This is a genomic window from Pseudomonas izuensis (assembly GCF_009861505.1).
In the GTDB taxonomy this organism is placed as follows: domain Bacteria; phylum Pseudomonadota; class Gammaproteobacteria; order Pseudomonadales; family Pseudomonadaceae; genus Aquipseudomonas; species Aquipseudomonas izuensis.
Genome location: NZ_WTFT01000043.1, coordinates 1 through 23,325, shown reverse-complemented (window position 1 = coordinate 23,325; position 23,325 = coordinate 1). Strand labels below are relative to the sequence as shown.

Below are 23,325 nucleotides of genomic sequence, written 5' to 3'. Positions count from 1 at the left end.
GGTCAGTCCCAGATCGGTGCGATACCTTTCGGGCTGGTCAGGCGATGGCCCCGATCCAGACCGGCGATCAACGCCATGTCGGCGTCGCTCAATTTCATGGCGCTGGCCTTGAGGTTGCTGGCGAGGTTGGCGCGTTGGGTGGAGGACGGAATCACCGCGTGCCCCAATTGCATGGCCCAGGCCAGAGTGACTTGTGCCGCAGTCGCTTGCAGGCGGTCGGCGATCCGGGCAATGACCGGGTCCTTGAGCACTTCGCCGTAGGCCAGTGTCATGTACGAAGTGATCTGGATGCCCTGGCTATGCGCGAACTCGACGACCTTGCGGTTTTGCAGGTACGGATGCAACTCGATCTGGTTGGTAGCAATGTGCTCGGCACCGATGGCGGCGATGGCTTGTTTCATCAAGTCGACGGTGAAGTTGGACACGCCGATCTGACGGGTCAGGCCCAGGCGCTTGGCTTCGAGCAGGGCGCCCATGAACTCTGCGACCGGCACCTGATCCTCCGGCGATGGCCAGTGGATCAGGGTCAGGTCCAGATAGTCGGTCCGCAGTTTTTGCAGGCTTTCCTTGAGGCTTTCGATCAGGCGATCCCCGGCGAAGTTGGCGACCCAGATCTTGCTGGTGATGAACAGTTTTTCACGGGCGACGCCACTGGCTGCGATGGCTTCGCCGACGTCAGCTTCGTTTTCGTAGATTTGCGCGGTGTCGATGGCCCGGTAGCCCAGTTCCAGGCCGGTGCTGACCGAATCGATGACCACCTGGCCTTGCAAGCGAAAGGTGCCCAGACCGAATGCGGGGATAGACATGAATGACTCCAGAGGTTGCCGTGGGAATGAGCGCGAGTATCCGCGCCTGCATCCGTGAGAAAAACCGCTGGACTGGCAAAGCAATGTTTACCGCAAGTCAAGAATCGGGGGAGCAGTCAGGAATATTGATGGTGCCTGGTCTGACGCCTTCGCGAGCAAGCCCGCTCCCACAGGGGGAAACGCAATCCAATGTGGGAGCGGGCTTGCTCGCGAAGGAGGCGACTCGGTTTGAAGCCTTACCCCCTAAGCAATATCACTGCGGGTGAACTCTTCCCCAAGAAAGTCGATCAAGGTCCGTACCGACGGCAGCAACCCACGGCGCGACGGGAAAATCGCATGGATGATCCCGCTCTTCGGCGCCCAGCCCGGCACCAGTTCCACCAGGCGCCCGGCGGCGATGTCGTCGCGCACCACCACGCTGGGCAGGTGGGCGATGCCGACCCCGGCGATGGCCGCGTGACGTAATGCCAACAGGTCATCGGTGACCATCCTTGGCGCATGGCGAATCACCGCGCTGGCACCCTCGGCACCCAACAATTCCCACTGATATTCACGCTGCGCCGCGCCCCAATGCAGGCTGGGTAAGCCGCTGAGGTCGGCTGGCGATGGCGGTGTCGATAAACCTTCGGCGAACACCGGACTGCCGACTACGCTCTGGGTGCTGTTGCCCAATACCTTCATCACCAGGTCGGTGTTTTCCAGCGGCGGAAAACGTACCCGCAGGGCAATGTCGAAGCCTTCGTGGATCAGGTCGACCCGGCGGTTGGTGCTTTCGATGAACAATTCCACCAGCGGGTATTTGAGCATGTAGCGGGTCAGCATCGGCCCGACCCAGGTGTTGAGCAACGCCGTCGGGCAACTGATGCGCACCAGGCCCTGGGGCTCGGAGCGATTGCGTTCGATCAGTTCGGCGGCGCTTTCTGCTTCCACCCGCATGGCCAGGCAACGCTGGTAATAGGCCTGGCCGATTTCGGTCAACGAACAATGGCGGCTGGTGCGATTGAGCAGGCGCACGCCCAGGCGTTCTTCAAGCTCGGCTATGCGTCGGCTGAGCTTGGACTTGGGCATGTCCAGCGCCCGCCCGGCCGCGGCGAAACCATGATGTTCCACCACTTGGGTGAAGTAATAGAGGGTGTTGAGGTCTTCCACCGTCGTTCTCCAAATAGAACGCTAAGGCTGATTTTTGCAGTCTAGTGCAGAAAAGGTCACGGTTTTAAGCTTTGTCCATGGCTTTACTCACCTTATTTGGAGGCACCATGAAAAACATCATCGGTATCTATACCAGCCCACGGACCCATTGGGTCGGCGACGGTTTCCCGGTGCGCACGCTGTTTTCCTACGACAACCTGGGCAAACACATCAGCCCGTTTTTGCTGCTGGACCACGCCGGTCCCGCCGAATTCACGCCGACAACCGAACGACGTGGCGTTGGTCAGCATCCGCACCGTGGCTTCGAAACCGTGACTATCGTTTACAAAGGCGAACTGGAGCACCGTGACTCCACCGGCAGCGGCGGCAAGATCGGCCCTGGCGACGTGCAATGGATGACCGCGGCCTCGGGCATTCTCCATGAAGAGTTCCACTCCGAAGGTTTCGCCAAAACCGGCGGCACCCTGGAAATGGTGCAGCTGTGGGTCAACCTGCCGGCCAAGGACAAAATGGCCGATGCCGGCTACCAGACCATTCTGGATGGCGACATTCCGGGCATCGCGCTCAAAGACAACGCCGGCAGCCTGCGCTTGATCGCCGGTGAGTTCGACGGTCACACCGGACCGGCGCGCACCTTTACCCCGGTCGATGTCTGGGACATCCGTCTGAATGCCGGCAAATTGCTCACGCTTGATCTGCATGAAGGGCGCAACACGGCGCTGGTGGTCCTGCGCGGCTCGGTTCAGGTCAATGGCCTGGAATCGGTGCGCCAGGGGCAGTTGGCGCTGTTCGACCGCAAAGGCGATCAGTTGACCCTTGAGTCCAGTGAGGACGCGGTGGTGCTGTTGCTCAGCGGCGAGCCAATTGACGAGCCGATCGTCGGTCATGGTCCATTCGTGATGAACACCGAGCAGGAAATCCACCAGGCCTTCGCCGATTTTCAGTCCGGTCGTTTCGGTCAGATGCACGGCTGATCGATCGCGCTTCAATCACCCGCTCTACACAGGATGTGTAGGCCGGTTTTCCGGCCAGGCGCGCAAGGGTGAAATCAATGCTTGGGACAACGCGGTGTTTCACGCGGCAGTGAAAACCACCGGCAAGAAAACCCTGGCGTTCCCGTCCATCGCCGCCGTGCATGAAGGCTACAAGGTGTTTGCGGTGGTCGATGCTTCCGGCAACCACTCGAAATTGGCCACTGATCTGACAATTGCCCGCTTGTCCCAGGCCGGGGTGGTGCCAATCGACATTATGGCTACGCTCTCTGAGCTGCAAGGCTCGTGGAACCGTCCGGACGCCGAGCAGTGGGCCGCTGTCTATGCCCAGGCCATGCCGCATTATCAATTGCTGATCGAGAGCTACCTCAAGGCTCAGCAAGTGGCGAATGAACACGAAGTGCTGGATTCCCAGCGCTAACCGGGTACCCCACGCCGATTTCCACTCGGCATCGATAACACGCGAGGACTACTGCCATGACAACTTCTTACAAACGTCTCGACAAGGATAACGCCGCCGTTCTGTTGGTGGATCATCAGGCGGGGCTGCTGTCGCTGGTGCGGGACATTGAACCGGATCGCTTCAAGAACAATGTGTTGGCCCTGGCCGACCTGGCCAAATACTTCAAGTTGCCGACGGTTCTCACCACCAGTTTCGAAACCGGGCCCAACGGCCCGCTGGTGCCCGAACTCAAGGCACTGTTCCCGAATGCGCCGTACATCGCTCGTCCTGGGCAGATCAATGCCTGGGATAACGAAGACTTCGTCAAGGCGATCAAGGCCACCGGCAAGAAACAACTGATCATCGCCGGCGTAGTGACCGAAGTATGCGTGGCGTTCCCGGCACTCTCGGCCCTGGCCGAAGGTTTTGATGTGTTCGTGGTCACTGACGCTTCCGGTACCTTCAACGAAGTGACTCGTCACTCGGCCTGGGATCGCATGTCCCAATCAGGCGCGCAATTGATGACCTGGTTCGGCCTGGCCTGTGAGCTGCATCGCGACTGGCGCAATGACGTGGAAGGTCTGGCGACGCTGTTCTCCAACCACATCCCGGATTATCGCAACCTGATGACCAGCTACAACACACTGACCAACAGCAAATAACCCGGCAACACGCTTAACCCCTTGTAGGAGCTGGCTTGCCAGTGAAGGCGTCCAACTTGCCGATGCAAGACTCAAGGCGCCTTCGCCGGCAAGCCGGCTCCTACAGGGATTTGCGGTATCAGGCCAAACGCGATTATCCAGCCAAATCAATTGCTCCTACACTGTGCCCAATGTGTGCGATCTTTTGCTCATCGTCCTGTGCTGGAGCCGCTTGATGCTGTCGTTGCTTGCCGAACACCCGTTGATCTGCGCCCTGGTCCTGATCCTGATCGATCTGGTGCTGTGGCGCTTGATCGGTGCCAACCACCACAACTGGAAACTGTTAGTACGGGTGGTGATTTTCTCGTTGTACAGCGTCCTGCTGTTCAACGAAGGCATGAACCCGCTGGAGCAGGCGCCGTGGGCTGAGAACGTGCCGCTGCACCTGGCCGCCACTGGGTTGGAGATAGGTTGGTGGTTATTCGCCGCGCGTACCCTGACGGTGCTGATCGGCGCAGCGATGATGCAAAGTGTGGGGCACACCGGGCGATTGTTGCAGGACCTGCTCGGTGCGTTGATTTTCCTGATCGCGGTCATCGCCGCCCTGGCCTACGTGCTCGATCTGCCGGTCAAGGGCGTACTGGCGACGTCCGGCGCCTTGGCGATCATTGTCGGCCTGGCGCTGCAAAGCACCCTCAGCGACGTGTTTTCCGGCATCGTCCTGAACACCACCAAACCCTATCAACTGGATGACTGGATCGCCATCGACGGCACGGAAGGCCGGGTCATCGACATCGATTGGCGTGCCACGCGGCTGCAAACCTCCCAGGGCAGCATGATCGTGATTCCCAACTCACTGGCCGCCAAGGCCAAGATCACCAATTTCAGCCGGCCCAGCGATATGTTCGGCGTTTCGATCAGTCTGCAGGTCAGCCCCCATGTGCGCCCGCAAACCGTGATCGATGCCCTGGAGCGGGCGATGCAGGGCTGTCGCATCCTGTTGAATCACCCAGGCCCGAAAGTGGCGCTCAAAGGTTCGAGCCCTGCCGGCGTGGAATACGAAATCAGCGGGTTTGTCGCCCAGATGAGTGAAAAGCGCACGGTGTGCAATCAACTGTATGACCTGGCGTACCGGCACTTGCGGGCATCCGGGGTGTGCCTGTTGTCGAGTGTGGAACCCACGCCGACGAGCGGCCTGTCACGGGCGCGGGCGTTGATCGACAGTTCGCCGATCTTCTCTACCTTGCGCCAGGAAGAGAAAGAAACCTTCAGCCAGAACATGACCCCGCAAAACTTTCGCGCCGGGGAGACGATCCTGGCGGCGGGGGAGGTCAGCAATCACTTGTTTATCATCGATTCGGGAGTGGTCACGGTCTCATTGATCCGCCACGGCATGCCACTGGAGTCCGGGCGCATGGGGCCGGGGGAAGTGATCGGCGAGGCCGGCATCCTGATCGACAGTTCGGTGCCCGCCGTGTTTTCCGCGAAAACGGCTTGTACGCTTTACCGCATTGAAAAGGCCTACCTCAGACCGTGCCTGGAAGCCCGGCACGACATCAACGACGCGATGAAGACCTTGCTCGATTACCGCCTGCACAAAGTGCAGGAATTGACACAGGAAGTGCCGGTGGTGGTGCAGAAGAAAGGGTTTTTGCAGTGGTTGCTCAAGCGGACGGGCTGAGTTTTGCAGAGTATGGCCGCTGCGCGGTTCCCTGTAGGAGCGAGCAGAGCTCGCTCCTACAATGTCAAACCCTCGGTTCGACCAGTGGCCTACTCGACTTCCCCCATATTGGCTATTTGTGCAAATCGCCCACGGGACTAACGTATGTCCACACCCACTTGCCCTGGAGCACGTCATGCAAACCCGTACCGATTTCTACACCGCTTCGCCTGATGCCCTGAAGGCCATGATTGCCCTGGAAACCGCCGTTTCCAAACTGCCACTGGAAAAAAACCTGATCGAGCTGGTCAAGCTGCGCGCTTCGCAAATCAATGGCTGCGCTTTCTGCATCGACATGCACACCGCCGATGCGATCAAGGGCGGCGAAACTCCACGCCGGCTGTTCGCCGTCACGGCCTGGCGCGAGGCACCGTTCTTCACCGAGCGCGAGCGTGCTGCATTGCTGTGGACCGAATCCCTGACCCAGCTCAGCCTGACCCACGCCCCGGACGAAGACTACGACGTGGTCAGCGCGCAGTTCACGCCCAAAGAAATGGTCGACCTGACCGTGGCCATCAGCACCATCAACAGCTGGAACCGCCTGGCTGTGGGCTTCCGCAAGACCCCACAAGCCTGATAGTCCCCAATCAACTGTAGGAGCGAGCCTGCTCGCGATAGCGGTGGGTCAGTCACATCATCATTGCCTGACAAACCGCCATCGCGAGCAGGCTCGCTCCCACAGGGGCCAAAATTTCCGATCTGACCTCAATGCGCATCCGCACTCGGCGCAGCCGGTGGTTGCACCTTGCGCATCAAGGGCACCATCGCCGTGGCGACGATGAAGCAGACCATGATCATCAGGAATGCGTCGCCGTAGGTTTGTGTCTGCGCTTCGCGGTAGGTCAGCAGCCAGAGCTGGTGCAGGCTGGCACTCACCCCGACATCGCCGCTCTGACCCAGGGCGGCGAAGTTGTTGCCGACCTGGGACAGCCACTGGTTGAGGGCTTCGTTGGTGCTGTTGAGGTGTTCGGCCAACCGGGTGAAGTGCAGGTTGGTGCGGTCATTGAGAATGGTCGCGCAGGCAGCGATGCCGATGGCGCCGCCCAGGTTTCGCATCAAATTGAACAACCCCGAAGCATGTTTGAGCCGCGCCGGCGCCAGCCCGCCCAGGGTCAGGGTCACCGCTGGCGGCACCGCCAGTTGCTGGGCAATCCCGCGAAAGGCCTGCGGCAACATCAACTCCCTGGCACCCCAATCGTGGGTGATCGGGCTGAAATCCCACATCGATAAGGCGAACAACCCCAGGCCGGTCATCATGATCCAGCGCAAATCAATGCGGTTGGCCAGAAAGGCATACAGCGGAATCGCCATGATCTGGAACACCCCGGTGGAGAAAACCGCCAGGCCAATGTCCAGCGCGCCGTAGCCGCGCACCCGGCCGAGAAACAGCGGTGTCAGGTAAATAGTGGCGAACAGGCCGATCCCGGTGACGAATGAAAAGAAACAACCGAGGGCGAAGTTGCGGTCTTTCAAGGCGCGCAAATCGACGATCGGGTTGGCCACGTGCAGGCTGCGGCCGATGAATGCCAGGCCGGCCAAGCCGCTGATCCACGCGGTAGTGAGGATCGTACTGTCGCTGAACCAGTTCCAGCGTGGGCCTTCCTCCAGGGTGTATTCCAGGCAGCCGAGGAAAAGGGCCAGAAACACCATGCTTATATAGTCGGCGCCCTTGAGCAACGAGAGCTCCGGCTGATCGATCTTCACCAGCATCGGCACCGCCACGGCAACGAAAACCCCCGGCACCAGGTTGATGTAGAACAGCCAGTGCCAGGACGAGATATCAGTGATCCAGCCACCGATCACCGGCCCGAGGGTCGGTGCCAGCGAAGCCACCGCGCCGATGGTTGCGGCGGCGATCACCCGTTGCTTGCCGCCGAAGAAAACGAAAGCCGTGGTGAACACCATGGGAATCATCGAGCCGCCGAGAAACCCTTGCAGGGCGCGGAAGGCGATCATGCTCTGGATGTTCCAGGCGACGCCGCAGAGCAGGCTGGTCAGGGTAAAACCCACGGCGGATGCGCAGAACAGCCAGCGTGTAGAAAACACCCGCGATAACCAGCCGGACAGTGGGATCACGATGATTTCGGCAATCAGGTAGCTGGTCTGTACCCAGGCGGTTTCGTCGGTACCGGCCGACAGTCCGCCGCCAATGTCACGCAGCGATGCCGAGACGATCTGGATATCCAGCAGCGCGATGAACATGCCGATGCACATGCTGGCGAAGGCGAAGACCTTGGTCGCCGTGGCCATGCTCGCGGCATTGAACGGTTGCGCCGGGGCGGCGAGGGGGCGGCTCATGGCGCGCTGGCCACGGCAGGGGCGTCAGGTGCCTTGCGGGTGTCCACTTCAGCGGTCACCGACAAACCGGGACGCAGATGACCGAGCACGCTGTCGGCCGGATCGAGATGGATCCGCACCGGCACCCGCTGCACGATCTTGGTGAAGTTGCCCGTGGCGTTCTCCGGCGGCAGTACGCTGAATTGCGAACCGCTGGCCGGCGCGAGGCTGTCCAGATGGCCGTGGAACTCCTGCCCCGACAGCACGTCGGCATGAATCACCACCCGCTGGCCGGGCGTCATGCGCGCCAATTGGTCTTCCTTGAAGTTGGCATCGACCCACAAACCACTGGAGGGCACCACCGACAACAGTTGCGAGCCGGCCTGGGCATACGCACCGACCCGTGCCCGACGATTGCCGATCACGCCATCCACCGGCGCGCGCAACTCGGTGTAGCCGACGTTCAACTGCGCCAGGTCGCGCTCGGCCTTGGCCTGAATCAAAGCGGCGCGGGCTTGTTGTTTCTGGGTGGCGATGACATTCAGCTGCCGTTGCGCAGCCAGCAATTCAGCCTGGGCACGGCTGCTTTGAGCCTGTGCGGTCTTGAACGTGGCATTGGCCCGTTGGGCGCTTTCCACAGAAACAGCGTTGGTGCTGACCAGTTTTTTGTAGCGGGCATCGTCATCCCGCGAACGGGCGGTTTCGGCGCCAGCGGCATCGATGCCGGCACGGGCCTGGCCAATGACCGCCTGTTGCAGCTGTTCGGTGGCGTCGAGGTTGGCGAGCAGGGCTTCTTCAGCCGCCACCGCGCCTTCGGCCTTGGCCAGATTAGCGCGGTAGTCGCGGGAATCGAGGCGGATCAGCACGTCACCGGCCTTGACCGTCTGGTTGTCGGTCACCAGCACTTCGTCGATGTAACCGGCAACCTTTGACCCGATCACCGTCACATCGCCGCCGATGTAGGCGTCGTCGGTTTCCTCGATGAATCGGCCGTTCGTCCACCAGTGCGCGGCGTACACACCGGCCAGCACCAGCGCGGCGATGCCCAGGGTCGGCAGGAGCAGGCGTTTGAGCAGGGGAGGCTTGGGGGCGGTCACCGGGACGGCCAGGTCGGGCTCAACGGAAGGCATGCTGGTCATGGAGGATTACCTGTAGGAAACGGCATTTAATTACGTACGTAATATGACGCATGTCATATTTAGTGGCAATTTATTTTTGCTGCCGGTCGTCAGGTGCTCATTAGTGGTAACGAGATGTTGTGTTCGTTGAAGATCCCCTGTAGGAGCGAGCCTGCTCGCGATGGTGTGTCAGTCGACATCAATGTGGCTGACACACCATCGCGAGCAGGCTCGCTCCTACAGTGGATTGGTGTTGCCGGCTACTGGCTCGCCAGCCGGGCATTCGCCATCGCCAACCCACCCTTGCCATCCCGGCTGCTGACCCCTTCCAGCCAGGCCTGCAACACCGCCGGATTAGCCTTCAACCACGCCTTGGCCGCCGCCCGGGGCTTCTGGTTCTGGTTCAGCACCGCATCCATCAACTGGTTCTCCATGGCCAGGCTGAACTCCATGTTTTGCAACAGCTTGCCGACGTTGCTGCATTCCTTGAGGTAATCCTTGCGCACGTTGGTGTAGACCGTGGCCTGGCCGAAGTTCGGGCCGAAGTATTCGTCGCCGCCGCTGAGGTATTTCATCTTGTTGCGGGTGTTCATCGGGTGCGGTTCCCAGCCCAGGAACACCATCCATTCGTTCTTGCGCGTGGCGCGTTTGAGTTGCGAGAGCATCGCCGCTTCGCTGGACTCGACAATCTTGAAGTCCTTCAGGCCGAACGCGTTCTTGTCGATCATGGTCTGAATCAGCCGGTTGCCGTCGTTGCCCGGTTCGATGCCATAGAGCTGGCCGTTGAGTTTGTCCTTGAATTTGGCGATGTCGGCGAAGTCATGCAGCCCGGCGTCGTACACGTAGTCGGGTACCGCCAGGGTGTATTTGGCGCCATGCAGGTTGGCGCGTACGGTTTCCACGGTGCCGGCGTCGCGGTAGGGCTTGATGTCGTTTTCGGTGGTCGGCATCCAATTGCCGAGGAACACGTCCAGCTCCTTGCCCGAGGACAGGGCGCGGTAGGTCACCGGGATCGACAGCAGCGTGGTTTTGGTCGTGTAGCCAAGGGATTCCAGCACTTCGCTGGCAACGGCGGTGGTGACGGTGATGTCGGTCCAGCCGACGTCCGAGAAGCGCACCGTGGCGCAGGATTCCGGTTCGGCGGCCAGGGCATGCAACGGCATAGTGAGGGATGCAAGCAAGAGCAAGGCTTTCATGGATCGACTCCTCAAGGGGTGAACCTTTTTGTTGTTATGGGTGATGCAGAAAAAATCCTTCGTGAAATCACTCGCCACAGGTGGATTACTGTGAGGGCGTAATCGAGGCTGCTCTTGATCAAACGCGGCATAAACGCGCCGTTTTCCAGCAGTTGCGATGCCGCTAAATAACGGCAGCCCATGTCGTTTCCCATCAAGTGCGCGCAAGGCGTCCCTCTACACTGCCAGGCAACCGATCAACATCTGTGGAGCACCGGATGAATCAACCTGTCGAGCAATTGAGAACCCGCCTGGCTTGCGCGTTTCGCTGGGCGGCGCGGCTGAACCTGCACGAGTCCATCGCCAATCACTTCAGCGTGGCGGTGTCGGGAGACGGTCGGGAGTTCTTGATCAATCCTTATGGCAAGCATTTCTCGCGAATCAAGGCCAGCGACTTGCTGCTGGTCAACGCCGATGATCCGTCCAGCCTCGACCGTCCGGATGCGCCGGACATCACCGCCTGGGCCTTGCACAGTGCTTTGCACCGCAATCAGCCTCATGCCCGCTGCATCCTGCATACCCATTCGAAGTACGCGACGGCGTTGGCCTGTCTCAAGGATTCGCGGCTGCCGCCCATCGAGCAAAACTGCATGCGCTTCTTCGAGCGCGTGGTGATCGACGACGGCTTCGACGGCATGGGCCTGGGGGATGAGGCCGAGCGGGTCAGCCGTCTGCTGGGGGGCAAGCCGATTCTGTTGATGGGCAATCACGGGGTGCTGGTGGCCGCGCCGAGCATCGCCCAGGCCTTCGATGATCTGTATTACTTCGAACGGGCCTGCGAGACCTATATCACCGCGCTTTCAACGGGACGGGAGTTGCGCATCGCCAGCGATGACATCGCACGCAAGACCTGCCGGCAATGGCTCGACTATCCGGGTTTTGCCGACAAGCATTTCAATGCGCTGCTGGGGATTCTGGACGAGGAAGAACCGGATTATCGCCAGTAATCAATCCGCCTCAACCGGCCGCTGCGCCTTGCGCAGCGGCTGGCGCATCACCGGAGCGGTCCAGACCTGACTGCGGTCTTCGCTGGGCGGACAGCCGAAGCGGGCGCGGTAAGTGCGGGAAAAATGCTCCAGTGAACCGAAACCCGAACAGGCTGCCACCTGAGCCACACTCAGACGCGTCTGTTGCAGCAAACTGTGGGCCTTGGCCAGGCGCAAGGTGATGTAGTACTTGAGCGGTGACAGCCCGGTCTGATGCTTGAACTGCCGCTCCAGTTGCCGCCGCGACAACCCGACCTGGCCGGCAATCGCTTCGCAATCCAGCGGTTCCTCCAGCGCCTTTTCCATCAACTGCACGGCGCGGCGAATCTTGCTGCCGTACAACCCCGTGTTGGTCAGGCTGCCGTCGAGCTGGTTGTCCGCCGGCGCGCGCACCTGGCCCATCAACAGGTGCATGCCGATTTCCCGCGCCAGTTCGCTGTCGATGCTCTGGCCGATCCAGCCGAGCAGCATGTCCAGCGTCGATGTGGCGCCGGCGCAGGTCATGCGCTGGCGTTCCAGGGTGTACAGCTGCGGCTTGGCGTGGACCCGTGGATAACTTTCCTGAAAACCCTGCAAGTTGTCCCAATGCACCGCCGCTTCATAACCATCGAGTACCCCGGCCGCCGCCAGCAGTTCGGTGCCGGTTTCCACCCCCATCAGCACCGCGCCGAACAACGCCTGTTTGCGCAGCCAGCTTTTGAGCGCGAGGTTGCGGCTGTGTTTATGCACATCGAAACTGGCGATCACCAGGCACACATCAAACCCCTGGTCGGCCTTCAAGCCATCGTTGGCGACGGTGGTCAGGCCGTTGCTGGCCTGCACCGGTTCGCCGTCCAGCGACAACAATGACCACTGGAACAATGTGCGCTGGCTCAGCCAGTTGGCAATGGCCAGCGGCTCCAGCACGGCCGCCAGTCCGAAGTTGGAAAACGATGGCAACAGCAACACCGCGACGCGCAACGGCGCGACCTCGCCGCGCCGCCAGGTGAAGCGTGTTTCTGCGTTACTCGACGACTGATTGCTCATGAGTGATCTCTATCGTTGCTGCGTCTGCCATTGCGGGTGAATCCATACCGGTGCTTTGGAGGGCGGCAGAGGTTGCCTGCCGCGAATCATGTCACTGGCCTTCTCCGCGATCATCACCGTCGGTGCGTTGGTGTTGCCACTGACAATCACCGGCATGATCGAGGCATCCACCACCCGCAAACCGTCGAGGCCATGCACGCGCAATTGCGGGTCGACCACTGCCTCCCAGTCACCTGCGGGCCCCATCTTGCAGGTGCCGCTGGCATGGTAGCCGGTTTCCGTCACTTGTCTGGCCCAGGCATCCAGCGCTTCATCACTTTGCGCTTGGGGGCCGGGGACCAGTTCCTCGCCCTTGAACGCCGCCATGGCCGGTTGCCCGATGATCTCGCGCACCAGCCGGGCACCGGCGCGCATGTCGGCTCGATCCTGCTCGGTTTTCAGGTAATTGAACAGGATGCGCGGCGGCTGCCTGGGGTCGGCGCTGGTCAGTGTGACGCTACCGAGACTGGTGGGGCGCATCAGGTCGATGTGGATCTGGAAGGCGTGGTCCGGCACCAGGTCGACACTGCCGGGTTTCACCGCCAGCGGCATGAAGGTCAATTGCAGGTCGGGGTGTTCGACCCCGGCCCGGGAGCGGATGAACGCCCCGGCTTCGAAATGGTTGCTCGCCGCCAGCCCATCGTGAGTGGCGAACCAGCGCGCGCCGATCCACCATTTGCCCGGTGCGGTGGTCCAGGGGTACAGCGACACCGGTTTTTTGCACAGGTATTGCACGACGGTGTCCGGGTGGTCGTTGAGGCGTCGGCCGACACCGGGCAGGTCATGTTTGACGGTGATGCCCAGGTCGCGCAGTTCCGCCGCCGGACCTATGCCAGACAGCAACAACAATTGCGGCGAATTGATCGCTCCCGCCGTCAGCAACACTTCGCGGCGGGCATGGGCCGTGTGGGTTACGCCGTTCTGTTCGTACTCGATGCCGATGGCACGCAGGCCGTCGAACAGGATGCGCAACGCCAGGGCATCGGTGGCCACCCGCACATTGCCCCGGCCCAGCGCTTCGCTCAGATAACCGCGCGAGGTACTCCAGCGCCGGCCGTTGCGAGTGGTGCGGTCCACCGGACCGAAGGCTTCCTGACGGTAGCCGTTGAGGTCGTCGCTCAAGCCATACCCGGCCTCGGCGCCGGCCGCCAGAAACGCCGCGCACAACGGTGTTTGCGTATCGCCGGGGGTGACGTGCAAATGCCCGGTCGCCCCGCGATAATCGTCGGCGCCGTCGGCATGGCTCTGCGCGCGTTTGAAGTACGGCAGCACCTCTTGATAACTCCAGCCTTCACAACCTTGTTCGGCCCATGCGTCGTAATCCCGGGCGTGGCCACGGATGTAAACCATGCCATTTATCGACGAAGAACCGCCCAGGGTTCGCCCCCGAGGCGTGCCGATGCGGCGACTGTCCAGATAGGGTTCCGGCTCAGAGTGGTAGCTCCAGTTATAGCGCGTGCCACCCACCACCAGCCCGACGGCGGACGGCATGTCGATGGTCCAGCTCTTGTCCGCAGGTCCTGCCTCCAGCAGCAGAATCTTCGCTGCCGGATCTTCACCCAGGCGATTGGCCAACACACAGCCCGCGGACCCTGCGCCCACAATCAGGTAATCAAACTCATGGTTGGCCATGGTTCGGGGTGCTCCATAGTTGAAAGAACATTTCACACCCGCTGTGGGAGCAAAGCTTGCTCGCGATAGCGGTGGGGCAGGCAAAATCAGCGTCGACTGACACACCGCCTTCGCGAGCAAGCTTTGCTCCTACAGGATGTGGGCTGGTTCAGATCGCGGACTTACCGTGAATCCCGTTAAACACCAACCGATGAAAGTGATGCACCAAATGCTCGCTCTCATTGCTGCGCTGGGCATCGATCATGTAGCGGCCCTGGTCATACCCCAGCGAATGCAAACCCTTCTGCACCGAGATATTCAGCGCAATATCCTCCGGCCCCAGATCCTCGTTCATCCACTTCATGCACTGCTCGCTGACCCTGGCGGTCTCGGCATTGTTGGAGTAATACCCGAAGCGCAACAGCGAGCGCTCGGCGTCCAGCGGAATCATGATGAACGAGCCCAGGAACTCCGAGAACGGGAAGGTGTAGAAGGTGTTGTTCGGCCACAGGCCAATGTTGAAGAAGCACTCGTCCGGGTTCAGATCCTTGCGCAGCGGCACGCCGTAGGCTTCGGTTACCGACAGATTGGCGGGGGCGATGTAGGTCCACCAATTGTCGCGTTTGGTCAACTGATAGCCCTTGAAATCGATGAGTCTGGCCAGGTCGATATGGCACGGCCCCGACAACTTGAAGTGATAGCCCTCGATGGAATTGTCCATGATCACCTTCCAGTTGGCCGGCACAATCACGTCCTGTTCCTCGATCAGGCGCATGTTGGCCAGGTCCGGAAACACCCGGCGCATTTCTTCATCGGCACCGGGAAACAAATCGCGCAGAGAAGGCGCCTTCGGATCAAGATTGAAGTAGATGAAACCGCCCATTTCCTCGGTGCGGATCTGCGGAATGTTGAACTGCTGCAACTCGAAGTTCTTCATCTTCTCGCACCGGGGCGCGCTGCGCAGGCTGCCGTCCATTTCGTAGCACCACGAGTGATAGGCGCAACGCACCACGCCCCCGGTGGTGCCGCGACGTTCTTCCAGCAGGCGATTGCCGCGATGTTGGCAGACGTTGTGGAACGCATGAATCTGCCCCTGCCGATTCTTCGCCACCACCACGCTCTGGTCGAAAATATCCGTCACCACATACTGCCCCGGCTCGGCGAACTCACTGACATGCCCGGCGACATGCCAGGCATGCATGAAAATGTTGTCGCGCTCGGCCTTGAACAAGGTCTCGTCGTAGAAGTAACGCGAAGGCAGGGTGAAGGCCTCTTCCGGATCCTGATGATCCCAGCCGTCGATCGAACCTGGGGATTTGAGAGTCTGGACATTGAGCATCGGGGCGATCTCCTCGGTGACTGGCGCCGCACGGTACGGCTTTGTTGTGGGTCCTAATCTAGGGGGCGAGGAGGAGGGGGGATTGATGGAAAGCGACCAGTTGCGAGTGGGAAATATCAAGGCGCAGGTTGTTGTTTGCGGGAGATTCTATGTTGTCTCTAACACCGCTATCGCGAGCGAGCTTTGCTCCCACAGTTGATCGTGGCCGAACACAATACCCGGCAACACCACGAATCCCTTGTGGGAGCAAAGCTTGCTCGCGATGGACGTCAACGATAACGCGTGCTGTCTGAATGCACGCGTTGTCTGGACGTTTTTCGCGAGCAGGCTCGCTCCTACAGGTTTATCCGACTATCACGCCCGCTCAAAAATCGCCGCAATCCCCTGACCACCACCAATGCACATGGTCACCAGCGCATAACGGCCACCAGTGCGATGCAGTTCGTGGATGGCCTTGGTCGCGATGATCGCGCCGGTGGCGCCCACCGGGTGACCCAGGGCGATGCCCGATCCGTTCGGGTTGACCTTGGCCGGATCTAGGTCAAGTTCCTGGCTGACGGCACAAGCTTGTGCGGCGAAGGCGATGTTGGCTTCGATCACGTCCATGTCCGCGACGGTCAGGCCGGCACGCTTGAGGGCGATACGGGTGGCCGGGACCGGGCCCAGGCCCATCAATTCAGGTTCGAGGCCGGCGTGGGCGTAGCTGACCAGGCGGGCGAGTGGGCGCAGGTTGTTGACCTGTACCGCAGCACCGGTGGCCATGACCAAGGCAGCAGCGCCGTCGTTCAGGCCCGAGGCGTTGCCGGCGGTGACCGAGCCGTCTTTCTTGAACGCGGGCTTCATCGAAGCCAGTTGTTCCAAGGTGGTGGCACGAGGGTGCTCGTCGACGTTGAACAGCTGGGTGCCTTTGCGACCCTGGATTTCAACGGTGGCGATCTGGTCGGCGAAGTAGCCGTTGGCGATGGCATGGGCCGCGCGCTTCTGGTCTTCGAAAGCAAGGGCGTCCTGCATTTCACGGGTGATGCCATTGCGCTCGGCGACGTTTTCGGCAGTGATGCCCATGTGAAAGTTCTGGAACGGGTCATGCAGGATGCCGAGCATGTAGTCGACAGCCTGGACATTGCCCATGCGCGAGCCCCAACGGGCCGAAGGCAGCAGGTACGGGCCGCGGCTCATGGATTCGGCACCGGCGCCGATGGCGATATCGGCATCACCCAACAGCAGGGTTTGCGCGGCGCTGACGATGGCTTGCAGGCCGGAACCGCACAGGCGGTTGACGTTGTAGGCCGGGGTTTCCTTCGGGATGCCGGCGTTCATCGCGGCAACGCGGGAGATGTAGGCATCGCGGCATTCGGTGGGGATCACGTTGCCCATCACCAGATGGCCGACGAGGGCCGGGTCCACGGCGGCGCGTTCCAGGGCGGCCTTGACCGCTGTGGTCGCCAGGTCGGCCAGGGGCACGTCCTTGAGCGAGCCGCCGAAGGAACCGATGGCGGTACGGGCGGCGCTGACTACGTAGATTTCCGGGGTGTTCATGGCTAGTTTCCTTTCGGTGGATTCTTATCTGTACTGCGATTGAGCAGGGCGTTCAAGGCGCTTTTCGCCTCGTCGGTGTTCAGGCGCTGAATGAACAATGTGTTCTCTTCGCGCAGGGTGGCTTGCAGTTCGGCCATGCCGGCCTGCTTCATCAATTGTCGGGATTGGCGCAAGGATCCCTGAGGCATCGCCAGAAAACGCTGGGCGATTTGCTGAGCCGCGAGCAGGCATTGCTCTCCGTCGTCGAAGGCTTCGTTGGCCAGTCCCCACGCCACCGCCTCGCTGCCGTTCAGGCCTTCGCCCAGCAACACCAAACGCGCGGCACGGGCCTGACCGAGCAGGCGCGGCAACAGCAGGCTGGCGCCGAACTCCGGGCACAGGCCGATGTTGACGAACGGCATGCGCAGCTTGGCGTTACGGGTCACCAATACTTGATCGCAATGCAACAGCACGGTGGTGCCGATGCCGATGGCAGCGCCGCATACCGCGGCAATCAATGGCTTTTGCAGATGCGTCACGGCGCGCATCAGGCGGAACGCCGGGCTGTCCAGGTGCGTCGGCGGCTCCTGCAGGAAGTCCACCAGGTCGTTGCCGCTGGTGAAGCAGTTCGGGCCACCGGTCAGGATCACCACGCGGATCGAATCGTCCTCGTCAGCCGCGAAAATCCAGTCGGCCAACCGCGTGTACATGGCGTTGGTCAGCGCGTTGAGCTTGTCGGGGCGATCGATGGTCAGCGTCAGCACGCCATCGCGTAGTTCTTGTTTGATCAGGTCGGTCATGGCTGGCGCCTGCGGAGTCGGTTTGGCGGCCACTTTAAGCGGCGGATAAACCCCGGAGCTATGACAAAACGGGTCAACCAAGCTGATGCTTTTTGCCATGTCATCGGCCGACACACCCATTCGGGGTATGGATTCACCCGGCGAATCGCCCAATAGTAGGTTCATCCGCTCATCCAGAGCCGAACTCGCTCGATAAGGTGAATGTGCAATGCGCAAGACACTGAAGGTGATTTCCAGTCTGTTTGTTGTTTCGTTGGTCATCAATGCCCATGCCGCTGACGTGGACGACAGTAAAACGCTGCGGCTCTACAACTGGGCGGATTACATCGGCGAGAAGACGCTGGCGAATTTCGAGAAAGAAACCGGCATCAAAGTCATCTACGACACCTTCGATGCCTATGAAACGGTGCAGGCCAAGTTGCTGACCGGTCACTCCGGTTATGACCTGATCGTGTTGAACGCCTCCCTCGCGCCGCCGCTGATCAAGGCCAAGGTGTTCCAACCGCTGGACAAGAAACTGCTGCCGAGCTGGAGCAACCTTGACCCGAAAGTCCTGCAGGACCTGCAAGGCTTCGACCCGGGCACCACGTACTCGGCGCCCTATACCTGGGGCAGCAATGGCGTCACCTACAACGTCGACAAGATCAAGGAACGCATGCCGGACGCGCCGATCGGTTCGCTGGCGATGATTTTCGATCCGAAGATCGTCTCCAAATTCGCCGACTGCGGCGTCACCCTGCTGGACGCGCCCACCGAGGTGATTCCGCTGGCGCTGAAGTATCTGGGCCGTGACCCGCGAAGTGCCGCGCCGGAAGACCTCAAGGCCGCCCAGGATGTGCTGTTGTCGGTGCGGCCTTACATCCGCAAGTTCGACTCGGTCAATTACCTGACCAGCCTGCCCAATGGCGATGTGTGCATGGCCATGACCTGGTCCGGCGACTACGCCACCGCCATGGCCCGTGCCGAAGAGGCCAAGAAGCAGATCAACCTGGCCTACTTCATTCCCAAGGAAGGTTCGCTGATCTGGTTCGACAACATGTACATCCCGGCCGACGCGCCGCACGTGGCCAACGCTCACAAGTTTCTCGATTACCTGATGCAACCGCAGGTGATGGCCGATGTGAGCGATTACATCAACTACGCCAACAGCAACGCGGCCGCCACGCCTTTGCTCAATGCCAGCGTGCGCAATAACCCGGCGATTTATCCCGATGACGAAGTTCGCCAACGACTGTTCCCGCAGAAAACCCAGGACGCCAAAGACATGCGCGCCATCACGCGGGTGTGGAGCACGGTGAAGAGCGGGATTTGATCGTCCAATTGTTCAGTTTGAGGTTTGTGTATGGCTACTCCAATCAAGAAAGTATTTTCGCAGGCTGAAGAGGCCGCACTGGTCAAGGCTGACAAGGCCCACCACATGCACGGCTACCACATGTTCGACGAGCACGCCGAACAGGGCTCCCTGAATATCGTCGCCGGCGAAGGCACCTACATCTACGACACTCAGGGCAACCGCTTCCTCGATGCAGTGGGCGGCATGTGGTGCACCAACATCGGCTTGGGCCGCGAGGAAATGGCCGAGGCCATCGCCGATCAGGTACGGCAGCTGGCTTATTCGAATCCGTTTTGCGACATGTCGAACAACGTGGCGATCCAGCTGTGCGAAAAACTCGCCAGCCTGGCGCCCGGCGACCTCGACCATGTGTTTCTTACCACTGGCGGCTCGACCGCGGTGGACACCGCCTACCGGTTGATCCAGTTCTATCAGAACTGCCGTGGCAAGACGGAAAAGAAGCACGTCATCGCCCGTTTCAACGCCTATCACGGCTCGACCACACTGACCATGTCGATCGGTAACAAGGCCGCCGACCGGGTGCCGGAGTTCGATTACGCCAACCCGCTGATCCACCACGTGTCCAACCCCAACCCTTACCGTGCACCAGAGGGGATGGACGAGGCGCAGTTCCTCGAATTCCTGGTCAAGGAATTCGAAGACAAGATCCTCTCCATTGGCGCAGACAAGGTTGCCGGGTTCTTCGCCGAACCGGTGATGGGCTCGGGCGGGGTGATCATTCCGCCCAAGGGTTACCTCAAGCGCATGTGGGACGTCTGCCAGCGCTACGACATCTTGTTCGTCGCCGATGAAGTGGTCACGTCCTTCGGGCGCCTGGGCAAGTTCTTCGCCTCAAAAGACGTGTTCGACGTGCAGCCGGACATCATCACCACCGCCAAGGGTCTGACTTCGGCTTATCTGCCGCTGGGCGCGTGCATCTTTTCCGACCGCATCTGGAAGGTCATCGCCGAGCCGGGCACAGGTCGCTGCTTCACCCACGGCTTCACCTACAGCGGCCATCCGGTGTGCTGCACGGCGGCGCTGAAGAACATTGAAATCATCGAGCGGGAAAACCTGCTGGCCCATGTCGACGATGTCGGCGGCTACCTGGAGCAGCAACTGGCCACGCTGCGGGATTTGCCGCTGGTGGGCGATGTGCGCTGCTTGAAGTTGATGGCCTGCGTGGAGTTCGTCGCGGACAAACGCACCAAGGCGCTGTTCGCCGACGAAATCAACATCGGCGAGAAGATCCATTCACGGGCTCAGGCCAAGGGATTGCTGGTGCGGCCGATCATGCACCTCAATGTGATGTCGCCGCCGCTGATCCTGACGTATGCACAGGTCGATGAGATCGTCGACATCCTGCGCGAGTGCATCCTCGAAGTGGCGGCCGAGCTGGAAGCGAGCGGCCAGTACGCCGGCCAATGACTTCATCGCTCAGGCTGTTACCAAGGCCCTGTTCACCCGCTAGACTGCGGGTCATGAGCAGACCAAACGACGAAACGCTGATCGCGATGCCCTTCGGGGCATTGCATAAATGGCATGGGGGAATGCGCGAGGCATTCGCCCATGTCGACGAACCCGACGCCCTGCAATACCTGGCAGCGGCGTTGGGGGAGCTGGTGTCCATCGAGTCGATGATGATCAGCCTGGAGCGCAAGGACCGCGTGCCCCAGTTGCTGTATCAGCGCGGAATTGCCGAGCAATATCAGGTCTCGATTCTCGAACGCTATTTTGCCGGCGGCTACTTGCTCGACCCGTTCTGTCTGGCGGTGGAGCAGGGGTTGGCGCAAGGCTTCTATCACCTGGAGGAAATCGCTCCGGACAACTTTTTCGACAGCGATTACTACAAGACCTATTACCTGAATGTGGGGTGTTCGGAGGACAGCTACTACATCGTCGATACCGGCAATGACACGAAGATTTCCGTCAGTCTCTTCCAGGGCCACGGCGGTGAATGCCTGCGGGTCGACCAGTTGAACCTGCTGCGCGCCGTCGAACCGCTGGTGCGCGAATTCGTCAGCGAATTCAGCCGACGAGGGTTGCTGCGCAATAGCGAGATCCAGTGCAATCACGAACAAGGCCTGCGTGATGATCTCAAGCACCGGGTGCAATCGGCGTTCGAGCATTTCGGCAGTGATCTGCTCACCGAACGGGAGCGGGAAGTGGCACACATGGTGTTGAGGGGGCACTCGGTGAAATCCACCGCCAGCCAGATGAACATCTCCCCGGAAACCGTGCGCATGCACCGCAAGAATCTGTATTTGAAGCTGGAAGTGGGATCACAGTCGGAGTTGTTTGCGCTGTTTATCGAGTGGTTGCGCGGGCATTGATTGCCCGGCACAACCGATAACCTGTAGGAGCGAGCCTGCTCGCGAAGAACGTCCAGACGACGCGTTCAGTCAGGCAGCCCGCGTTATCGTCGACCTCCATCGCGAGCAGGCTCGCTCCTACAGGGTTGGTCAGCGCGCCCGCAACCGCCGCCCGACTACTTCCAGCACATCACAGCCATCGCGCAACGGGATGGCGCAGAGCAGTGAAAAATCGCTGAGGATGAAGGAATCGCATTCAATCGAACCGCGCATGGACAGATTTTCCAGTACTTGGGTGACAGTGCGGATTCGGTAGTTGGCGGCGTCCATCAGGACGTCGAGCGGGGCGTGGGTGTCGACGAAGAGGGTGGGCATTTCACTGCAATTGCTGGTGAGTGCCATGAAACGATTGTCGGGATGTGGGGCTGGTTTTTCGTAGGGTGGATCAGGTGTCAAAGTTTTCATTTAGATATTCCCAAAGAAGAAACGGAGCTGCCGTTAGCCTTCCTACGGGCTAGGGTGGCAGCTATGCACGGGGTAGGAATATCGAGACCTTTGGGAAAACTCGACCACGCCGAAGCGTGCCCGTGCACAGCCGCCGCAGGTGATCTTACGGACGCCTGTAAACGGCCGCAAACCATGCTTTGACGCCAATTGCATCCCATTGGTCTTCAAGGGTTCCTACACCCTGCCGCTGTATGGTCAGCGACCGCTAAAGACTATCGATGGAACACAGTTCAAACCAGTTCACGCCGATCGCCACAATTCGAAGGAATTCTCCGAAGACCTTGCCCAGAAATATCCTAGGACCTGTGGAACTTGTATCCGTAAAAAGTGGGTGGTGGGTTGTGAGTAAGGGACAACGGGCATGACCGACGCCTAGGAAAAACAGAAATGCCCTACACCAATTGACACCAGGATCACCTCATTCCCTGTAGGAGCGAGCCTGCTCGCGATGACGGCAGCACTTTTAACATTTTCATTGAATGTAATGGCCCAATCGCGAACAGGCACGCTCCCACATTGGATCTGTGGTTGACACACAAGATTTGTGGTCAACCAAAAGGCTTGATCGGTCCTCGTGCTTGACTATCATCGCGGCGGGCATTTACCACATACCAGACGGCACGAAGAAACTCCTCATTGTTATCTTCAGCCAGCACCTGAGATAGGTATTCGCTGATTGCTTCATCGCTGTCGAGCAGCGCCGTCATATCGAAAGTCGTCAAAGTCTGGCTCATGGTTAAACCTTCTTTGCCATTTTTTTGCACGGGGCCTGCCGTACCACCTCCAATAGCAACTCAACAATCAGAGCCATCCAGTACCCTTGCCAATTAAAAAAAGTAAAACCATCATGATCCCCACAAACAATGCAGAAAAATGCATCAGTCTGATATAAAAAATCAGTTTTGCAGGTATTTTTCCATAGTCCAGCGCATCAAGCTCTCCATTCGTTATTGAGCGCTTATAGTGCACGATCATCATTCCAATGTTATTGGTCAGAAATATTCTGCTTATGGGGTCTTTACCCAGTAGCAGTTTACGGATTTGTGCACCATGGGAATTTCGCAGTATTTCAAAAATACGATCAAGTTTGAAATAAGAGAAATATAGTTGCGCAAAAAGCAAGCCCACCCCTAGCGCAATTACAGCGAGGGCAGTTGCGAAGTAAAAATCTCTTGCGCCGAACATCATTCACTCCACTCGTATATTACCTCGCCAATACCTTCACCGATTGTTTCACCTATCAATCCGCCACCAACTGCTCCCAGTCCCGCTGTAACTACTCCGCAGACGAGCAGTCCATAAGGCGTCAAACTTATTGCGGGACAAGCGTAACCAACTATTGTTGGTCCCGCAGTACTTCCAACTGTAGATCCAATGAGCTTTCCACTCTCAGTGAGCTTAACTTTTTTACACTCTTGCTCTCGGCCTGTTCGACACACTTCACTCACCTTCACCCCCGAAGCCCCAGCCCCCAATC

General features: G+C 59.8%; 20 protein-coding genes and 3 pseudogenes. 9 read left to right on the top strand and 14 right to left on the bottom strand.

Annotated features, from left to right (window positions below; translation table 11 throughout):
• Positions 1–2: 2 nt before the first annotated feature.
• Both dkgB and GPL81_RS27610 read right to left on the bottom strand, forming a co-directional pair.
• Positions 3–806 (bottom strand): 2,5-didehydrogluconate reductase DkgB, encoded by an 804-nt coding sequence (gene dkgB, locus GPL81_RS27615; protein WP_160109275.1) that lies wholly within the window; start codon positions 804–806, stop codon positions 3–5.
• A gap of 243 nt (positions 807–1,049) precedes the next feature.
• Positions 1,050–1,955, bottom strand: coding sequence for a LysR substrate-binding domain-containing protein (locus GPL81_RS27610; protein WP_160109274.1), 906 nt, complete (start codon positions 1,953–1,955; stop codon positions 1,050–1,052).
• A gap of 107 nt (positions 1,956–2,062) precedes the next feature.
• Here GPL81_RS27610 and GPL81_RS27605 point away from each other — a divergent pair, with 107 nt between their 5' ends.
• The 5 genes and pseudogenes from GPL81_RS27605 to GPL81_RS27585 all read left to right on the top strand — a co-directional run bounded on the left by GPL81_RS27605 (position 2,063) and on the right by GPL81_RS27585 (position 6,327).
• Complete coding sequence (locus GPL81_RS27605) at positions 2,063–2,929, top strand: pirin family protein (protein WP_160109273.1); 867 nt, start codon at positions 2,063–2,065, stop codon at positions 2,927–2,929.
• 58 nt (positions 2,930–2,987) lie between these two features.
• Positions 2,988–3,368, top strand: a pseudogene (locus tag GPL81_RS27600) (cysteine hydrolase family protein); the annotation flags it as partial.
• A 56-nt stretch (positions 3,369–3,424) separates the two neighbouring features.
• On the top strand, positions 3,425–4,051 hold the full coding sequence (gene ycaC / locus GPL81_RS27595) for an isochorismate family cysteine hydrolase YcaC (RefSeq protein ID WP_160109272.1): 627 nt from the start codon (positions 3,425–3,427) through the stop codon (positions 4,049–4,051).
• Between the two features lie 214 nt (positions 4,052–4,265).
• Positions 4,266–5,711 carry a mechanosensitive ion channel domain-containing protein gene (locus GPL81_RS27590; RefSeq protein WP_160109271.1) on the top strand — a complete coding sequence of 482 codons (1,446 nt, stop codon included), beginning with the start codon at positions 4,266–4,268 and terminating at the stop codon, positions 5,709–5,711.
• A gap of 175 nt (positions 5,712–5,886) precedes the next feature.
• Complete coding sequence (locus tag GPL81_RS27585) at positions 5,887–6,327, top strand: carboxymuconolactone decarboxylase family protein (protein ID WP_096509887.1); 441 nt, start codon at positions 5,887–5,889, stop codon at positions 6,325–6,327.
• Positions 6,328–6,455: 128 nt separating this feature from the next.
• Here the strand turns inward: GPL81_RS27585 and GPL81_RS27580 are convergent, their stop codons facing one another.
• The 3 genes from GPL81_RS27580 to GPL81_RS27570 form a co-directional block, all read right to left on the bottom strand.
• Positions 6,456–8,048: a DHA2 family efflux MFS transporter permease subunit gene (locus tag GPL81_RS27580; RefSeq protein WP_160109270.1), complete on the bottom strand. Its 1,593-nt coding sequence runs from the start codon at positions 8,046–8,048 to the stop codon at positions 6,456–6,458.
• Complete coding sequence (locus GPL81_RS27575; protein WP_121103142.1) at positions 8,045–9,166, bottom strand: HlyD family secretion protein; 1,122 nt, start codon at positions 9,164–9,166, stop codon at positions 8,045–8,047. Before GPL81_RS27575 ends, GPL81_RS27580 begins: the two co-directional genes overlap by 4 nt.
• A 239-nt stretch (positions 9,167–9,405) precedes the next feature.
• Entirely contained in the window at positions 9,406–10,341 is a 936-nt protein-coding gene (locus GPL81_RS27570; protein ID WP_160109269.1) for a choline ABC transporter substrate-binding protein, read from the bottom strand.
• A gap of 257 nt (positions 10,342–10,598) precedes the next feature.
• Here GPL81_RS27570 and GPL81_RS27565 point away from each other — a divergent pair, with 257 nt between their 5' ends.
• Positions 10,599–11,327 carry a class II aldolase and adducin N-terminal domain-containing protein gene (locus tag GPL81_RS27565; protein ID WP_160109268.1) on the top strand — a complete coding sequence of 243 codons (729 nt, stop codon included), beginning with the start codon at positions 10,599–10,601 and terminating at the stop codon, positions 11,325–11,327.
• Here the strand turns inward: GPL81_RS27565 and GPL81_RS27560 are convergent, their stop codons facing one another.
• From GPL81_RS27560 to GPL81_RS27540, 5 genes are all read right to left on the bottom strand, one after another.
• Positions 11,328–12,392 carry a GlxA family transcriptional regulator gene (locus tag GPL81_RS27560; RefSeq protein ID WP_160109267.1) on the bottom strand — a complete coding sequence of 355 codons (1,065 nt, stop codon included), beginning with the start codon at positions 12,390–12,392 and terminating at the stop codon, positions 11,328–11,330.
• A gap of 9 nt (positions 12,393–12,401) precedes the next feature.
• A complete protein-coding gene (locus tag GPL81_RS27555; RefSeq protein WP_160109266.1) occupies positions 12,402–14,063 on the bottom strand; it encodes a choline dehydrogenase in 1,662 nt (553 codons plus the stop codon).
• A gap of 148 nt (positions 14,064–14,211) precedes the next feature.
• Complete coding sequence (locus GPL81_RS27550) at positions 14,212–15,381, bottom strand: aromatic ring-hydroxylating oxygenase subunit alpha (protein ID WP_160109265.1); 1,170 nt, start codon at positions 15,379–15,381, stop codon at positions 14,212–14,214.
• A 354-nt stretch (positions 15,382–15,735) separates the two neighbouring features.
• Positions 15,736–16,917: an acetyl-CoA C-acyltransferase family protein gene (locus tag GPL81_RS27545; RefSeq protein ID WP_160109264.1), complete on the bottom strand. Its 1,182-nt coding sequence runs from the start codon at positions 16,915–16,917 to the stop codon at positions 15,736–15,738.
• Between the two features lie 2 nt (positions 16,918–16,919).
• The gene (locus GPL81_RS27540) at positions 16,920–17,696 is read right to left on the bottom strand and encodes an enoyl-CoA hydratase (protein WP_160109312.1); all 777 of its coding nucleotides are present in this window, start codon (positions 17,694–17,696) and stop codon (positions 16,920–16,922) included.
• 208 nt (positions 17,697–17,904) lie between these two features.
• Here GPL81_RS27540 and GPL81_RS27535 point away from each other — a divergent pair, with 208 nt between their 5' ends.
• Genes GPL81_RS27535 through GPL81_RS27525 form a run of 3 tightly spaced genes read left to right on the top strand, consistent with a single transcriptional unit; the run spans position 17,905 to position 21,362 of the window.
• Entirely contained in the window at positions 17,905–19,008 is a 1,104-nt protein-coding gene (locus tag GPL81_RS27535; RefSeq protein ID WP_160109263.1) for a polyamine ABC transporter substrate-binding protein, read from the top strand.
• A 30-nt stretch (positions 19,009–19,038) separates the two neighbouring features.
• Positions 19,039–20,457 carry an aminotransferase gene (locus GPL81_RS27530; RefSeq protein ID WP_160109262.1) on the top strand — a complete coding sequence of 473 codons (1,419 nt, stop codon included), beginning with the start codon at positions 19,039–19,041 and terminating at the stop codon, positions 20,455–20,457.
• Positions 20,454–21,362 carry a helix-turn-helix domain-containing protein gene (locus tag GPL81_RS27525; RefSeq protein ID WP_160109261.1) on the top strand — a complete coding sequence of 303 codons (909 nt, stop codon included), beginning with the start codon at positions 20,454–20,456 and terminating at the stop codon, positions 21,360–21,362. Before GPL81_RS27530 ends, GPL81_RS27525 begins: the two co-directional genes overlap by 4 nt.
• A 129-nt stretch (positions 21,363–21,491) precedes the next feature.
• Here GPL81_RS27525 and GPL81_RS27520 read toward each other — a convergent pair whose 3' ends face one another.
• From GPL81_RS27520 to GPL81_RS31255, 4 genes and pseudogenes are all read right to left on the bottom strand, one after another.
• Positions 21,492–21,806: a hypothetical protein gene (locus GPL81_RS27520; RefSeq protein WP_160109260.1), complete on the bottom strand. Its 315-nt coding sequence runs from the start codon at positions 21,804–21,806 to the stop codon at positions 21,492–21,494.
• Positions 21,807–22,441: 635 nt separating this feature from the next.
• Positions 22,442–22,582 (bottom strand): annotated as a pseudogene (locus tag GPL81_RS27515) (addiction module antidote protein); the annotation flags it as partial.
• A 67-nt stretch (positions 22,583–22,649) separates the two neighbouring features.
• Positions 22,650–23,036 carry a hypothetical protein gene (locus GPL81_RS27510; protein WP_218585665.1) on the bottom strand — a complete coding sequence of 129 codons (387 nt, stop codon included), beginning with the start codon at positions 23,034–23,036 and terminating at the stop codon, positions 22,650–22,652.
• Positions 23,033–23,325: pseudogene (locus tag GPL81_RS31255) on the bottom strand (hypothetical protein); the annotation flags it as partial. The pseudogene GPL81_RS31255 and the gene GPL81_RS27510, both read right to left, overlap by 4 nt.

What these genes read in the sequence shown, in the direction of transcription:
- GPL81_RS27580 (WP_160109270.1), bottom strand. Translation starts at nt 8,048, where the DNA reads ATGAGCCGCCCCCTCGCCGCCCCGGCGCAACCGTTCAATGCCGCGAGC.
- GPL81_RS27525 (WP_160109261.1), top strand. Translation starts at nt 20,454, where the DNA reads ATGACTTCATCGCTCAGGCTGTTACCAAGGCCCTGTTCACCCGCTAGA.
- GPL81_RS27605 (WP_160109273.1), top strand. Translation starts at nt 2,063, where the DNA reads ATGAAAAACATCATCGGTATCTATACCAGCCCACGGACCCATTGGGTC.
- GPL81_RS27585 (WP_096509887.1), top strand. Translation starts at nt 5,887, where the DNA reads ATGCAAACCCGTACCGATTTCTACACCGCTTCGCCTGATGCCCTGAAG.
- ycaC (WP_160109272.1), top strand. Translation starts at nt 3,425, where the DNA reads ATGACAACTTCTTACAAACGTCTCGACAAGGATAACGCCGCCGTTCTG.
- GPL81_RS27565 (WP_160109268.1), top strand. Translation starts at nt 10,599, where the DNA reads ATGAATCAACCTGTCGAGCAATTGAGAACCCGCCTGGCTTGCGCGTTT.
- GPL81_RS27555 (WP_160109266.1), bottom strand. Translation starts at nt 14,063, where the DNA reads ATGGCCAACCATGAGTTTGATTACCTGATTGTGGGCGCAGGGTCCGCG.
- dkgB (WP_160109275.1), bottom strand. Translation starts at nt 806, where the DNA reads ATGTCTATCCCCGCATTCGGTCTGGGCACCTTTCGCTTGCAAGGCCAG.
- GPL81_RS27545 (WP_160109264.1), bottom strand. Translation starts at nt 16,917, where the DNA reads ATGAACACCCCGGAAATCTACGTAGTCAGCGCCGCCCGTACCGCCATC.
- GPL81_RS27540 (WP_160109312.1), bottom strand. Translation starts at nt 17,696, where the DNA reads ATGACCGACCTGATCAAACAAGAACTACGCGATGGCGTGCTGACGCTG.
- GPL81_RS27570 (WP_160109269.1), bottom strand. Translation starts at nt 10,341, where the DNA reads ATGAAAGCCTTGCTCTTGCTTGCATCCCTCACTATGCCGTTGCATGCC.
- GPL81_RS27550 (WP_160109265.1), bottom strand. Translation starts at nt 15,381, where the DNA reads ATGCTCAATGTCCAGACTCTCAAATCCCCAGGTTCGATCGACGGCTGG.
- GPL81_RS27575 (WP_121103142.1), bottom strand. Translation starts at nt 9,166, where the DNA reads ATGACCAGCATGCCTTCCGTTGAGCCCGACCTGGCCGTCCCGGTGACC.
- GPL81_RS27535 (WP_160109263.1), top strand. Translation starts at nt 17,905, where the DNA reads ATGCGCAAGACACTGAAGGTGATTTCCAGTCTGTTTGTTGTTTCGTTG.
- GPL81_RS27520 (WP_160109260.1), bottom strand. Translation starts at nt 21,806, where the DNA reads ATGAAAACTTTGACACCTGATCCACCCTACGAAAAACCAGCCCCACAT.
- GPL81_RS27560 (WP_160109267.1), bottom strand. Translation starts at nt 12,392, where the DNA reads ATGAGCAATCAGTCGTCGAGTAACGCAGAAACACGCTTCACCTGGCGG.
- GPL81_RS27590 (WP_160109271.1), top strand. Translation starts at nt 4,266, where the DNA reads ATGCTGTCGTTGCTTGCCGAACACCCGTTGATCTGCGCCCTGGTCCTG.
- GPL81_RS27530 (WP_160109262.1), top strand. Translation starts at nt 19,039, where the DNA reads ATGGCTACTCCAATCAAGAAAGTATTTTCGCAGGCTGAAGAGGCCGCA.
- GPL81_RS27510 (WP_218585665.1), bottom strand. Translation starts at nt 23,036, where the DNA reads ATGATGTTCGGCGCAAGAGATTTTTACTTCGCAACTGCCCTCGCTGTA.